A 13,240-nucleotide genomic window follows, 5' to 3' on the forward strand; every position below is an offset into this window, starting at 1 on the left:
CCAATGTGACATAGAAAACATAAAAGCGTCACAAGGAGAAAGTGTTGACGGGATAGAACAGTCGACCGGGCAGCCGGAGCTTCTCCAAAGCTTGGCGCCAGGGAGTGGTCGAACCGGATTAACCGGTTAAACGCATCGCACTTCCGCGGTCGCAAGCGTTCATCCGCCGTCTCTGCATTTCCTCCTTGTATACTGGATCGCAAATTTCCGGCGGTGGCCGGAGTTCTTGATGGTGATTCTTCACCAACGCCCGCAAGCGGGCGCATTCATCGGGTCTTCATGAGACCTTGGACATTGGCATTCTTGTTTGGTCATTGATGTTGACTCAGCAGTATCGGTCAGAAGTAGAGCGGCCCCGGAACAGACATGTTCCGGCTGTCGTCTGGCTGCTGCACCATCGCCTGCACCAAACAGGAACTTTCATATCCGGCGCACCTTCCGACGTGTTTGGCAGTCTTCCCAAGGAAGCAGGTCTGTCTCCCGTTCCGCTGGTGCGCCGAGGAGCACAGCTTAGATGGCAGAGAAAATGCTTATCGATGCGTCTCACTCCGAGGAGACGCGCGTCGTTGTCGTACGCGGCAACCGCATAGAAGAATTCGACTTCGAGTCGGAACATAAGAAGCAAATCCGCGGCAATATCTATCTGGCGAAGGTCACCCGGGTGGAGCCTTCGCTGCAAGCCGCCTTCGTCGATTATGGCGGCAACCGCCACGGATTTCTGGCCTTCGCCGAAATTCACCCCGATTACTACCAGATCCCGCTTGCCGACCGTCAGGCCCTGCTGAAGGCCGAAGCCGAAGAAGCACGACGCGACGACGACATCGAACATGTCGAAACAGCACCGGCGCCGGCGAGCGAACTTTCCGTTCCCGTCGCTCTCGAGGCCGTAACGGAGATCGAAGTCGAGGCAGAACCGGCGGAAGCCGTTGCCGCCGAACCGACGGCCGAAGAGGAAGCGCCGGCCGAAAAGCCCAAGGCAAAGCCGAAGCGCACCCGCAAGACCAAGGCCAAGGCTGCGGAAGAAACAGCAGTGGCGGCCGCCGACGGCGACGAAAGCAACGACGGCGAAATGGCCGCAATGGTCGATACCGATACCATCTCCGAGGATGTCGACAGCCGCCGTCGCCACGACGACGACGACGACGACGATGACGACGACAGCCACGATGGCGAAAAGGAAATCATCGAGTCCGTCGGCGCGGAAGACGCCATGGAAGAGGTTCCGGATCGTCAGGTCCGTAAGCCCCGGAAGCAGTATCGCATCCAGGAAGTCATCAAGCGCCGCCAGATCCTGCTCGTCCAGGTCGCCAAGGAAGAGCGCGGCAACAAGGGCGCGGCGCTGACGACTTACCTGTCGCTTGCCGGCCGCTACTCGGTGCTGATGCCGAACACGGCACGCGGCGGCGGCATCTCCCGCAAGATCACCAATCTGCAGGACCGCAAGCGCCTGAAGGAAATCGCGCGCGGCCTCGAAGTGCCGCAGGGCATGGGCGTCATCCTGCGCACCGCCGGTGCGAATCGCACCAAGGTCGAGATCAAGCGTGACTTCGAATACCTGATGCGCCTGTGGGAAAACGTCCGCACGCTGACGCTGAACTCCACGGCCCCCTGCCTCGTCTATGAGGAAGGCAGCCTGATCAAGCGCTCGATCCGCGACCTCTACAACAAGGATATCAGCGAGATCATCGTCTCCGGCGAGGAGGGCTACAGGGAAGCCAAGGGCTTCATGAAGATGCTGATGCCGAGCCACGCCAAGGTGGTTCAGCCCTATCGCGACGTGCATCCGATCTTCTCGCGCTCCGGAATCGAAGCGCAGCTCGACCGCATGCTGCAGCCGCAAGTGACGCTGAAGTCCGGTGGCTACATCATCATCAATCAGACCGAAGCGCTGGTTTCGATCGACGTCAACTCCGGTCGTTCGACGCGCGAGCACTCGATCGAAGACACGGCGCTGCAGACGAATCTCGAGGCGGCCGAGGAAGTGGCGCGCCAGTTGCGCCTGCGCGACCTTGCCGGCCTTGTCGTCATCGACTTCATCGACATGGAGGAAAAGCGCAACAACCGCGCCGTCGAGAAGAAGCTGAAGGACTGCCTGAAGAACGATCGCGCCCGCATCCAGGTCGGCCGGATCTCGCATTTTGGCCTGCTCGAAATGTCGCGCCAGCGCATTCGCGCCTCGGTGCTCGAATCGACGATGCAGACCTGCCCGCACTGCAACGGCACGGGTCACGTTCGCTCGCAGTCCTCCGTCGCCCTGCATGTACTGCGCGGCATCGAGGAATATCTGCTCAAGAACACCACGCACGACATCACCGTGCGCACCATCCCGGACATCGCGCTCTACCTGCTCAACCAGAAGCGCGGCACGATCACGGACTACGAGGCCCGCTTCGGCGTCTCGATCATCATCGAGGCGGACGCCCACGTCGGTGCGCAGCACTTCGCGATCGATCGTGGCGAACCGGTCGAAAACCCGGTCAAGATCGAGCAGCTCCTCCACTTCGAACCGGAGCCGGAAGAAGATGACGTCGTGATCGAAGAGGATCTCGACGAGGAAGAGGCCGAGGAAGTCGCCAGCGAGCAGCGCCAGGAGCAGCCCAAGGCCGCTCAATCCTCCGACGAGCAGGGTGGCCGCAAGCGCAAGCGCCGCCGTCGCCGTCGCGGCAAGGGTGGCCAGCAGGCCGAAGGCGGTGTGACCCAGGTCTCCGAGTCGGCATCGGATGCGGAAGACGATTCCGATGACGGTGAGGCAGACGACGAGGGTGTAGAGACCGAAGACACGACCGCAGACGTCGAACAGAAGCGCAAGCGTCGCCGTCGCGGCAAGCGCGGTGGCCGCCGCAACCGGCCGGAGGGCGAAGGTGAAGGCGAAGGCCAGATCGAGGCCGATGCGGAAGGCGATGACGCCGACGAACCGGAAGCCGTAGAAACGCCGTCCGTTGCCGCCGAGATCGAAGTGGCCGTGGCCGTCGAGGAAACCGCTGCAGCCGTCGCGGAAGCCGAGGTCGTCGAGGCCAAGCCGGCCAAGCCGAAGCGGACCCGCAAGAAGGCTGTGAAGGCCGAAGAACCGGTCGCGGCCGTCGATGACGTCGCTCAGGCCGCCGTCGAAGATCAACCGGCAGACGTCGACGTCGCCGCCGAGGCAGTAGAAGAGGCTGCGGCCGACCTCGCCGAAACCAAACCGGCGCGCGCAAACCGCGATCTTTCGAAGATCGCCTCGGAACCGGTCGTGACGTCGAGTTCTCCGAAGGCCGAAGGCGAAGAGGAAGAGCCCGCCAAGCCGAAAAAGGGCGGCTGGTGGCAGCGCCGCGGCTTCTTCTAAGAAGTCGCTCTGGTCCCGGCTCGATGCCAAACCGGGATCCTGACACCTCGAAGCGTTGAACGCGAAAGATCATGAATGGAAAGGCCCGGATCGCTCCGGGCCTTTTCTTTTACGGGTGGTAGCCGAAGCGGACGGGGCGTCTTCGCTCCCCTGCCCGTTCTGCCGGACGATCAGGCAAGCCAGCGAGCGATCCGGTCCATTGCCTCGACCATGTCGGCCTCAGCGCCGGCATAGGAAAAGCGCATCGTGCGGTGTCCCTCGAGCGGATCGAAGTCGAAGCCCGGCGTCGCCGCGACATTGATCTCAGCAAGCATCCGGCGGGCAAAGGCCATGCTGTCATTGGTGAAACGGCTGACGTCGGCATAGGCGTAGAAGGCGCCATCCATCGGCGAGGCAATGGAGAAGCCGATTTCCGGCAGGCGCTTCAGCAGCATCTCGCGATTAGCCGCATAGGCGGCTTTATAGCCGTCGAGTTCCTCATGCGCGTCGAGTACAGCCTCAGCCGCGATCTGCGACAATTCCGGCGGCGAAATATAGAGGCTCTGGGCGATGCGCTCGAAGCCGCGCACCTTTTCGGCCGGCAAGACCATCCAGCCGATGCGCCATCCGGTCATGCAATAGTATTTCGAGAAGGAATTGATGACGATCACCTCGTCGGTAACCTCCAGCGCGCTCGCCTCTTCGCCGGCGAAGGTCAGGCCGTGATAGATCTCGTCCGAAATGAAGGCGATCGATTCCGCCTGGCAATAGTCGGCCAGCGCCTTGAGGCCGGCCCTGCCCGTGACGGTGCCGGTCGGGTTCGCCGGGCTTGCCAGCAACACGCCCTTCAGCGGTCGGCCGATCTTTGCGGCGGCCCGCGCCAGGCTATCCGGCGTCAGCGTGAAGCCGGAATCGGCATTGGCCTCGACCTCGACCACCGTCAGGCCAAGCGCGGCGAGGATGTTGCGATAGGCCGGATAGCCGGGCCGCGCAATGGCGACGCAATCGCCGGGATCAAAGAGCGCGAGGAAGGCGAGATTGAAGCCGGCTGACGACCCAGTTGTCACGGCAACCCGCTGCGGATCGAGCGCGATCCCGTGGCGCTTCTCGTAGTGGCGGGCGATGGCCTTGCGCAGCGACAGAGTGCCGAGTGCATCGGTATAACCAATGCGGCCGTGCTGCAGGGCGTTGCGCGCGGCTTCCAATGCAGCCGCTGGCGCCGGATGCGCCGGCTGTCCGACCGCCATCGAGATCACCGGGTGGCCGGCATGGCGGCGACGAGTCGCCTCCGCCAGCACATCCATCGCGTGAAAAGGTTCGACGGCGCTGCGTTTTGACAAGTCTATCAACGGAAAATCCTCGATATGCGGCTGTGCTCCAGCCCCTTTGCCCGATGATATTGACCTTCACAAGTCCGCGAGTGCCGTATTTCCGCCGATTTTGCCGTTTCGTTTCCGCGGCGCCCACCCTATGCTGCGAGCATATAGCGAATACGAGGAATCCTGTTGTCTTTTGGAGCTGCCCCGGTTGACGTGACGATGGGCGATGAACGACACAGTGGATACGCAAGGACAACGAGGTAGAAATGAATTTCAGCACCAAGATGATTGCCGCCGGAACGCTCGCCGCGCTCTTGGCCGGGGTCAGCCTGCCGCAGAACGCGTTTGCGCTCGACGCGAAGCAGAAGGAAGAAATCGGCGCCTTCATCAAGGAGTACCTGATCGCCAATCCGGAGATCATGCTGGAGGTCCAGGAGGCGCTGACGACGAAGCAGCGCGCCAAGCAGCAGGAGGCCGCCGAAAGCGCGATCACCGAGAACAAGAAGGCGATCTTCAACTCCGACTATGACATGGTGCTGGGCAATCCCAAGGGCGACGTCACCATCGTCGAGTTCTATGACTACAACTGCGGCTATTGCAAACGCGCCCTTTCGGACATGGACGCAATCCTCAGCAAGGACAAGAACGTCCGCTTCGTGCTGAAGGAATTGCCGATCCTCGGCCCGGACTCGCTGGCGGCGCACAAGGTGAGCGCTGCGTTCCGTCTCATCGCTCCAGAGAAGTACGGCGACTTCCATCGCGCCCTGCTCGGCGGCGAAGACCGCGCTACGGAAGAGACTGCCCTTGCTGTCGCGGCCAAGCTCGGTGTTCCCGAGGATCAGTTGCGCGCCAAGATGGAAAAGGAGCCGCATGACGCGGCCGTGCGCGAGGCCTATGGGCTTGCCAACGACCTCGGTATCACCGGCACACCGTCCTATGTCATCGGCAACGAGGCGGTCTTCGGCGCCGTCGGCGCCGAAGAAATCGAAGGCAAGGTCGCCAATATGCGCGAGTGCGGCAAGACGGCCTGCTGACAAACCTTCCCATGACTGTGGACAATTCCCGCGGGGGGCCAAAGGGCTTTTCCTCGCGGGACCATCAGTCTATAGGTAACCCTCCATCATCGGACCGGAATCCCTTATGCCATCGACCATTTTCGTGCTGAACGGCCCTAACCTGAATGCGCTGGGCAAGCGCGAACCGGGTATTTATGGCGGCCAGACGCTCGCCGATATCGAGGCGATGTGCAAGGCCGAGGGCAACAAGCTCGGCTTCGCGGTCGATTTCCGCCAATCCAACCACGAGGGCACGCTGGTCGACTGGCTGCATGAAGCCGGCAGCGTCGCCGCCGGCGTGGCGATCAATCCGGCGGCATACGGCCATACGTCGATCGCGCTTCACGACGCCATCCGCGCCATCGGCATTCCTGTGGTCGAACTCCATCTCTCGAACATCCATGCGCGCGAAGAATTCCGTCACAAATCGATGATCGCGCCTGCCGTCAAAGGCGTCATCTGCGGCTTCGGCGCGCAGAGTTACATTCTTGCGCTGCATGCGCTAAAGAACCTGACAAATCCGTCGAAATAAAAAGAACATTAAAGAGGCTCATATTCCATGGCTGACAAGAAACCAGGTATCGACCAGGCGCTGATCCGCGATCTCGCCAATATTCTCAAGGACACCGATCTGACCGAGATCGAAGTCGAGCAGGACGACCTGCGCATTCGCGTCTCGCGCAACGGCACGCCGGTGGCAATGCCGATGATGCCGCAGATGCCGGCCTATCAGGCTCCTGCCGCTGCTGCTGTCGCCGCCCCGGCCAACGCCGTCGCCGCTCCGGCTGCCGAGAACGGCCGCGCGTCGAAGAACGCGGTGACGGCACCGATGGTCGGCACCGCCTACCTCGCTCCGGCTCCCGGTGCGCGCCCGTTCATCGAAGTCGGCGCCACCGTCAAGGAAGGCCAGACCATCCTCATCATCGAGGCGATGAAGACGATGAACCAGATCCCGGCTCCGCGCTCGGGCAAGGTCACCGAAATCTTCGTTCAGGACGCAGCCCCCGTCGAATATGGCGAACCGCTGATCGTAATCGAATAAGGCGGCGCGGCGATGATCTCGAAAATTCTCATTGCCAATCGCGGCGAAATCGCCCTTCGCGTGCTGCGCGCCTGCAAGGAGCTCGGCATCGCTACGGTTGCCGTCCACTCCACGGCCGACAGCGACGCCATGCATGTGCGCCTCGCCGACGAGAGCGTCTGCATCGGTCCGCCGCCCTCGCGCGATAGCTATCTGAACATTCACCAGATCGTCGCCGCCTGCGAAATTACCGGTGCCGACGCCGTGCACCCGGGCTACGGCTTCCTGTCGGAAAACGCCAAGTTCGCCGAAATCCTCGAAGCGCACGACATCACCTTCATCGGTCCGACGGCCGAGCACATCCGCCTCATGGGCGACAAGATCACCGCCAAGAAGACGGCGGAAGAGCTTGGCATCCCGGTCGTTCCGGGTTCCGATGGCGAAGTGAAGCCGGAGAATGCGCTTGAAGTCGCCCGCCAGATCGGCTTCCCGGTGCTGATCAAGGCCACCGCCGGCGGCGGCGGCCGCGGGATGAAGATTGCACGAACGGAAGCCGATCTCGAACATGCCGTGGCCACGGCGCGCGCCGAGGCCCTGGCGGCCTTCGGTAACGACGCGGTCTACATGGAGAAGTTTCTCGGCCAGCCGCGCCACATCGAAATCCAAATCGTCGGCGACGGTGCAGGCAACGCCGTACACCTCGGCGAACGCGACTGCTCGCTGCAGCGTCGTCACCAGAAGGTCTGGGAAGAGGCAAACTCCCCGGCTCTCAACGTCGACCAGCGCATGAAGATCGGCCAGATCTGCGCCGATGCGATGAAGAAGCTCAAGTACCGCGGCGCCGGCACGATCGAATTCCTCTACGAGAACGGCGAGTTCTATTTCATCGAAATGAACACCCGTCTTCAGGTCGAGCATCCGATCACCGAAGCGATCACCGGCATCGACCTCGTGCACGAGCAGATCCGCGTCGCGTCCGGCGGCGGTCTTTCGGTCAAGCAGGAAGACATCGTGTTCTCCGGGCACGCCATCGAGTGCCGCATCAACGCCGAGGACCCGCGCACCTTCGTCCCCTCCCCGGGCACGATCACGCATTTCCACGCGCCCGGCGGTCTTGGTGTCCGCGTCGATTCCGGCGCCTATCAGGGCTACCGCATCCCTCCGTATTACGACAGCCTGATCGGCAAGCTGATCGTGCACGGGCGCACTCGCGTCGAGTGCATGATGCGTCTGCGCCGCGTCCTCGATGAATTTGTCATCGACGGCATCAAGACCACGCTTCCGTTGTTCCAAGACCTGATCAATAATCAGGATATCGCCAACGGCGACTACGATATCCACTGGCTGGAAAAGCATCTGGCCGCTACGTCCGAGTAAGGGCCATACGTTGAAAGGGACGCGCAGCAAGCAGCCCGACATTACCCCGGACATGCTGCTGCGCGCCTATTCGATCGGCCTGTTCCCGATGGCCGACTCGGCCGACGACCCAGAGCTCTTCTGGGTCGAGCCGGAAATTCGCGGCGTTATCCCGCTGACGAACTTTCATGTCTCCCGCAGCCTCGCCAAGACGATCCGCCGGAAACCCTTCGACATCCGCTTCAACACCGCCTTCGAAGCGGTGATGGAAGGCTGCGCCGCCCCCGCCCCGGACCGACCGACGACCTGGATCAACAGCAAGATCCGTAACCTCTACGCCACGCTGCACACGATGGGCTACGCCCATAGCGTCGAAGCCTGGGAGAATGACATGCTGGTCGGCGGCCTCTACGGCGTCTCGCTCGGATCGGCATTCTTCGGCGAGAGCATGTTTTCCAGGCGCACCGACGCCTCGAAGATCTGCCTCGTGCATCTGGTGGAGCGGCTGCGCGCCAGGGGCTTTGAGTTGCTGGACACCCAGTTCACCACCGAGCACCTCAAGTCCTTCGGCGCGATCGACGTGCCGAAGGCCGAATACGAGATCATGCTCGGCAACGCGATGAACTCGCCAGACCTCTCGTTCTAGATACTCTTCGTCTGATATCTCCATCTGGAGATGTACTTCGTCGAAGTGTTTATCCAGACTTCGACCGTTTTCGAGGGCATCAAGGGCATGTTCGGCCCCGAGGAACCGCCAAGCACATAGCGCGAGGATGGATGCTGCATTAGGCTGCCGCTCTTACGTTCGGCAGCCTCGGCGAATTACTGCTTCGCCGCCGTATCCGGTGGCGGCAGATCGGACGTCGCCTTGCAGGACTGCAGCCACACGTCATAGACCGGATGCTCGACGGCGTTCAGGCCCGGGCTATCGGCGAACATCCAGCCGGTAAAGATGCGGCGGATCTTGCGGTCGAGCGTGATCTCCTCGACCTCGACAAAAGTCGTGATCTTCTGCGCTTCGGTATCGTCGCGGCTGTAGCAGACGCGCGGCGTGACCTGGAGGGCGCCGAACTGCACCGTCTCGCCGATATAGACGTCGAAGGTCGTGATACGGCCGGTGATCTTGTCGATGCCGGAGAAGACAGCAACGGCATTGGAGAGGCGCGCCGCGTCAACAGCTTCCGCCGAGGCGATCAGCGACAAACCGGCAAGCAGGGACAAGCCCAACCGCCGCGCTCCTTGGCCGATTGCTTTGCGCAGATCAGAACCTGCCATTGTCGCCTGTCTCCCGCGTGCCCTGTTCATCGTCGATGGATGTCAGGCGCTAACCATCAATTGTGGCCGCGCCGTGATCGAGGAACCTATTCCGCGGTCCGTCCTCGTCGCTGAAGAGAGATTTCTTAGGAACCCGGTGTCCAGGCGTCATAGTCGCCGGTCACGCGCGGACGCTTGCCGGTGGCTGCGATCGAGCCCTGCGGACGGTAGGCATTGGCCGTGCCGGTCGGGTTCGCGCGATGCGGCTTCTGCCATTCGCGCGGCGTGTACTTCTCATCGGCCGGCGAAACGTCAGTGCGGTGATGCATCCAGCCGTGCCAGCCGGCCGGAATGGCGGAGGCTTCGGCATAGCCGTTATAGATCACCCAACGGCGAGTGCGGCCTTCGGAATCCTTGCCACCCTGGTAGTAGACATTGCCGAACTCGTCTTGACCGACCCGTTGGCCGTGGCGCCAGGTGTGAAAGCGCGTTCCGATCGTCTGTTCGTTCCACCAGGTGAAAATCTGCAGCAGGAGCTTCATGGATGCCGTCCTTGACCGGCCGTTGGGAAGGCGGCCAGATACCAAAACTATGTTCCCGCTTATGCCCCGCCGCTCATGGCTTGTCCAGTGATTCCGAGGCAAAGGCCGTCATTTCAACGGCATGAGGAAGCCGAAATGGCTACGCACGAAGCCAAGCCGCTCATAGAAGCGGTGCGCATCCGCGCGCACGGCATTGGAGGTCAGCCGCACCTTCTTCGCTCCCCGGTCGCGCGCCTCGGCGATGGCATGGCGCATCATGCGTTCACCGATGCCGCGGCCGCGCATATCTTCACGCGTCTGAACCGCCTCGACGATCAGGCTGGAACTGCCCCGCCCGGACAAGGTGGTATGCAGCGCCGTCTGAAAGGTACCGACGATCTCGCCGGCAAGGACTGCGACGAAAAGTGTCTGCAGTGACGAAGCCTCGATTTTCTCGAAGGCGGCGACGTAGTCGCCGAAAGCGGTGGGATCGGTCGTGTCACCATGACCACCGATCTGGTCGGCGGCGAAGAGAGCGACGATCGCCGGCAGGTCTTCGCGCTCGGCCTTGCGGATCAAGAGTTCGGTTGTCGCGTCCATCGTTCCTCAACTCACATCGTTCATCGGCAGCGGACCAACCACCAGAAGGTAACGACTTGATGACGGTGCGATACTCCCGGGGTTTTCCACAGGCGGACGGACAAGGCTACAACCGAGAGATCTCCAAAGCGGGGCGCGATCTCTCGGATCGCTCCTTGCGCTCTACGATCTTGTTATTTCGCACGCCGCTTTCGCAAAACCGCAGCGCACTTTCGCGCGACCTGCTTCAGCCGAGAAGCCGCTTCTCCAGGATAATAGCCGGCAGGCCGGATTGGTCGTCGCCGCAATTCGCCGTCTTGCCCATCTCTGAGAAGCCATGCGTCCGGTAAAACGCCAACGCATGCAGGTTCTGCGGCTCGACCTCGACGCGCATCCGCTCGGCATCGGGAAAACAGGTCTCGAGTTCGGCGAAGATGTCGCGGCCAATGCCCTGCCGCTGGAGCTTCGGCAGCACATAGAGCTGATGGAGCATCGCCGTCTTGGGCTGAGTGTCCGACATCGCCGCAAAGCCCATGCCGCCGATCTGGCGGCCGTCGTCGGCCACCAGGAATTCGGAGTTCTTGCGTGCGAGGCGGGCCTTCAGCGCCGACAGCGAGTGCCAGCGCTCCGTCAGCTCATTGACCTTCTCGACGCCATAGAAGGTATCGTAGGTCGCGTGCCACGTTTCGATCAGCAGGGCGCGAACCTTGTCCAGGTCACGCTCGCTGGCCGTGCGCACGAAGAACATCGCTTATTCCTCGATGCCGAGCTTGGCCTTCACCAGCGCCTGTACGGCTTGCGGGTTGGCCTTGCCACCGGTCGCCTTCATCACCTGGCCGACGAACCAGCCGGCGAGTGAGGGCTTGGCCTGGACCTTGGCAACCTGATCGGGGTTGGCGGCAATGATCTCGTCAACGGCCTTTTCGATGGCGCCGGTGTCGGTCACCTGCTTCATGCCGCGGGATTCGACGATCTCGGCCGGGTCGCCACCCTCGTTCCAGATGATCTCGAAGAGATCCTTGGCGATCTTGCCGGAAATCGTCTCAGCCTTGATGAGGTCGATGATGCCGCCGAGCTGGGCCGGCGAAACCGGAGTCTCTTCAATGGCTTTGCCGGCCTTGTTCAAGGCGCCGAGCAAGTCGTTGATGACCCAGTTCGCAGCAATCTTGCCGTCGCGTCCTTCGGCTACCGCCTCGAAATAGTCCGCGATCGACTTCTCGGAAACGAGAACCGACGCATCGTAAACCGAAAGGCCGAGGTCGCGCACGAACCGCTCCTTCTTGTCGTCCGGCAGCTCCGGCAGGTCGGCCTTCAGCGCCTCGACGAAGGCATCGTCGAATTCCAGCGGCAGAAGGTCCGGATCCGGGAAGTAGCGGTAGTCGTGCGCGTCTTCCTTCGAGCGCATCGAGCGGGTCTCGCCCTTGTTCGGGTCGAACAGGCGGGTCTCCTGGTCGATCACGCCGCCGTCTTCGAGGATGCCGATCTGGCGGCGTGCCTCATACTCGATCGCCTGGCCGATGAAGCGGATCGAGTTGACGTTCTTGATCTCGCAGCGCGTGCCGAAGGCTTCGCCCGGACGACGGACGGAAACGTTGACGTCGGCGCGCATCGAGCCTTCATCCATGTTGCCGTCGCAGGTGCCGAGGTAGCGCACGATCGAGCGCAGCTTGGTCATGTAAGCTTTCGCCTCGTCCGACGAACGCATGTCCGGCTTGGAGACAATCTCCATCAGGGCGACGCCAGATCGGTTGAGGTCGACATAGGACATCGACGGATGCTGGTCGTGCATCGACTTGCCCGCGTCCTGCTCGAGATGCAGGCGCTCGATGCCGATTTCGACATCCTCGAACTGACCCTGGCGATCCGGACCGATCGAGATGATGATCTTGCCTTCGCCGACGATCGGATCCTTGAACTGGGAGATCTGATAGCCCTGCGGCAGGTCCGGATAGAAATAGTTCTTGCGGTCGAAGATCGAGCGCTTGTTGATCGTAGCCTTGAGACCGAGGCCGGTGCGCACGGCCTGCTTCACGCATTCCTCGTTGATGACGGGCAGCATGCCGGGCATGGCGGCGTCGACGAGCGAAACGTTCGCGTTCGGCGCATTGCCGAACTCCGTCGAGGCACCCGAGAACAGCTTCGAATTGGAAAGCACCTGGGCATGGACTTCCATGCCGATGATGACTTCCCAGTCGCCGGTGGCGCCGGGAATGAAGCGTTTCGGATCGGGGGTGCGGACGTCGACAATGCTCATATCATGCTCTTCTTTGAAGCCTGAATTCTTGGTTTCTCGGTAGAACAATTGGTTCACCGGTGCAAGTTGTTCGGCGTCATCTGGCGCCCATCTCGGTGCAACGGCGAATGCGAAACGCCGCTTAACCACCGTTTAGCACCCTTGCGCCAAGATTTCCCGATGTCGACCCTCACCGCACTCGCATTGTACGCAGCCTACATCAACATCCTGAGCTTCGGGCTGTTCTGGTTTGACAAGCGGGCTGCGCGCGCGGGCCGTTGGCGCATCAGCGAGCAGACATTGCTGGCAATCTCTCTTCTCGGCGGAAGTCCTGGAGCGATGGCCGCCCGGCACATATTTCGCCACAAGACTCGCAAGGAACCGTTTCGAACCCGTTTGGCGCTCATCATCGTTTTGCAGGTGGCTACCGCGGCTGTCGGCACCCTGGCGTTGCAGGGACACCTTGACGCGATTGCGAGCGTCTTCTAGGAAAGCATCGTATTTCTGGAGTCTTGATGTTCACTTCTTCGTCTGAGTCCCGGTAAGGGCCCGTCCCCGCAATCGCCTTTGATTGCGCGCACGGGCCGGAAACGTCGCCCCG

At 61.8% G+C, this 13,240-nt stretch carries 13 protein-coding genes; 7 read left to right on the forward strand and 6 right to left on the reverse strand.

Annotated features, from left to right (window positions below; genetic code table 11):
* The first annotated feature begins 514 nt into the window (after positions 1–514).
* Positions 515–3,322: an Rne/Rng family ribonuclease gene (locus AC0C6X_RS09945; RefSeq protein WP_472952905.1), complete on the forward strand. Its 2,808-nt coding sequence runs from the start codon at positions 515–517 to the stop codon at positions 3,320–3,322.
* A gap of 170 nt (positions 3,323–3,492) precedes the next feature.
* On the opposite strand, the gene AC0C6X_RS09950 is transcribed toward AC0C6X_RS09945, so the two are convergent.
* Positions 3,493–4,650 (reverse strand): pyridoxal phosphate-dependent aminotransferase, encoded by a 1,158-nt coding sequence (locus tag AC0C6X_RS09950; RefSeq protein WP_472952907.1) that lies wholly within the window; start codon positions 4,648–4,650, stop codon positions 3,493–3,495.
* 236 nt (positions 4,651–4,886) lie between these two features.
* Here AC0C6X_RS09950 and AC0C6X_RS09955 point away from each other — a divergent pair, with 236 nt between their 5' ends.
* From AC0C6X_RS09955 to aat, 5 genes are all read left to right on the forward strand, one after another.
* The gene (locus AC0C6X_RS09955) at positions 4,887–5,654 is read left to right on the forward strand and encodes a DsbA family protein (protein WP_173516229.1); all 768 of its coding nucleotides are present in this window, start codon (positions 4,887–4,889) and stop codon (positions 5,652–5,654) included.
* 106 nt (positions 5,655–5,760) lie between these two features.
* Positions 5,761–6,207 (forward strand): type II 3-dehydroquinate dehydratase, encoded by a 447-nt coding sequence (aroQ, locus tag AC0C6X_RS09960; protein ID WP_173516228.1) that lies wholly within the window; start codon positions 5,761–5,763, stop codon positions 6,205–6,207.
* Between the two features lie 27 nt (positions 6,208–6,234).
* Positions 6,235–6,717 carry an acetyl-CoA carboxylase biotin carboxyl carrier protein gene (gene accB, locus AC0C6X_RS09965; protein WP_173516227.1) on the forward strand — a complete coding sequence of 161 codons (483 nt, stop codon included), beginning with the start codon at positions 6,235–6,237 and terminating at the stop codon, positions 6,715–6,717.
* 12 nt (positions 6,718–6,729) lie between these two features.
* Positions 6,730–8,073: an acetyl-CoA carboxylase biotin carboxylase subunit gene (accC, locus tag AC0C6X_RS09970; RefSeq protein WP_173516226.1), complete on the forward strand. Its 1,344-nt coding sequence runs from the start codon at positions 6,730–6,732 to the stop codon at positions 8,071–8,073.
* A gap of 10 nt (positions 8,074–8,083) precedes the next feature.
* Positions 8,084–8,698 (forward strand): leucyl/phenylalanyl-tRNA--protein transferase, encoded by a 615-nt coding sequence (gene aat / locus AC0C6X_RS09975; RefSeq protein ID WP_173516225.1) that lies wholly within the window; start codon positions 8,084–8,086, stop codon positions 8,696–8,698.
* A 176-nt stretch (positions 8,699–8,874) separates the two neighbouring features.
* Here the strand turns inward: aat and AC0C6X_RS09980 are convergent, their stop codons facing one another.
* From AC0C6X_RS09980 to gatB, 5 genes are all read right to left on the reverse strand, one after another.
* The gene (locus tag AC0C6X_RS09980) at positions 8,875–9,327 is read right to left on the reverse strand and encodes a DUF2155 domain-containing protein (protein WP_173516224.1); all 453 of its coding nucleotides are present in this window, start codon (positions 9,325–9,327) and stop codon (positions 8,875–8,877) included.
* Between the two features lie 125 nt (positions 9,328–9,452).
* On the reverse strand, positions 9,453–9,848 hold the full coding sequence (locus AC0C6X_RS09985) for an NADH:ubiquinone oxidoreductase subunit NDUFA12 (RefSeq protein ID WP_173516223.1): 396 nt from the start codon (positions 9,846–9,848) through the stop codon (positions 9,453–9,455).
* 108 nt (positions 9,849–9,956) lie between these two features.
* Positions 9,957–10,427, reverse strand: a complete 471-nt coding sequence (locus AC0C6X_RS09990) for a GNAT family N-acetyltransferase (RefSeq protein ID WP_173516222.1) — start codon at positions 10,425–10,427, stop codon at positions 9,957–9,959.
* A gap of 226 nt (positions 10,428–10,653) precedes the next feature.
* The gene (locus AC0C6X_RS09995; protein ID WP_173516221.1) at positions 10,654–11,154 is read right to left on the reverse strand and encodes a GNAT family N-acetyltransferase; all 501 of its coding nucleotides are present in this window, start codon (positions 11,152–11,154) and stop codon (positions 10,654–10,656) included.
* 3 nt (positions 11,155–11,157) lie between these two features.
* Complete coding sequence (gene gatB, locus AC0C6X_RS10000) at positions 11,158–12,660, reverse strand: Asp-tRNA(Asn)/Glu-tRNA(Gln) amidotransferase subunit GatB (protein WP_173516220.1); 1,503 nt, start codon at positions 12,658–12,660, stop codon at positions 11,158–11,160.
* A 159-nt stretch (positions 12,661–12,819) separates the two neighbouring features.
* On the opposite strand from gatB, the gene AC0C6X_RS10005 reads away from it, so the two are divergent.
* Positions 12,820–13,128, forward strand: a complete 309-nt coding sequence (locus AC0C6X_RS10005; RefSeq protein WP_472952913.1) for a DUF1294 domain-containing protein — start codon at positions 12,820–12,822, stop codon at positions 13,126–13,128.
* Positions 13,129–13,240 lie beyond the last annotated feature (112 nt).

The organism is Ensifer sp. VA4, assembly GCF_055710065.1.

What these genes read in the sequence shown, in the direction of transcription:
- AC0C6X_RS09980 (WP_173516224.1), bottom strand. Translation starts at nt 9,327, where the DNA reads ATGGCAGGTTCTGATCTGCGCAAAGCAATCGGCCAAGGAGCGCGGCGG.
- AC0C6X_RS09985 (WP_173516223.1), bottom strand. Translation starts at nt 9,848, where the DNA reads ATGAAGCTCCTGCTGCAGATTTTCACCTGGTGGAACGAACAGACGATC.
- accC (WP_173516226.1), top strand. Translation starts at nt 6,730, where the DNA reads ATGATCTCGAAAATTCTCATTGCCAATCGCGGCGAAATCGCCCTTCGC.
- AC0C6X_RS09955 (WP_173516229.1), top strand. Translation starts at nt 4,887, where the DNA reads ATGAATTTCAGCACCAAGATGATTGCCGCCGGAACGCTCGCCGCGCTC.
- AC0C6X_RS09945 (WP_472952905.1), top strand. Translation starts at nt 515, where the DNA reads ATGGCAGAGAAAATGCTTATCGATGCGTCTCACTCCGAGGAGACGCGC.
- AC0C6X_RS09995 (WP_173516221.1), bottom strand. Translation starts at nt 11,154, where the DNA reads ATGTTCTTCGTGCGCACGGCCAGCGAGCGTGACCTGGACAAGGTTCGC.
- AC0C6X_RS09990 (WP_173516222.1), bottom strand. Translation starts at nt 10,427, where the DNA reads ATGGACGCGACAACCGAACTCTTGATCCGCAAGGCCGAGCGCGAAGAC.
- accB (WP_173516227.1), top strand. Translation starts at nt 6,235, where the DNA reads ATGGCTGACAAGAAACCAGGTATCGACCAGGCGCTGATCCGCGATCTC.
- aroQ (WP_173516228.1), top strand. Translation starts at nt 5,761, where the DNA reads ATGCCATCGACCATTTTCGTGCTGAACGGCCCTAACCTGAATGCGCTG.
- AC0C6X_RS10005 (WP_472952913.1), top strand. Translation starts at nt 12,820, where the DNA reads ATGTCGACCCTCACCGCACTCGCATTGTACGCAGCCTACATCAACATC.
- gatB (WP_173516220.1), bottom strand. Translation starts at nt 12,660, where the DNA reads ATGAGCATTGTCGACGTCCGCACCCCCGATCCGAAACGCTTCATTCCC.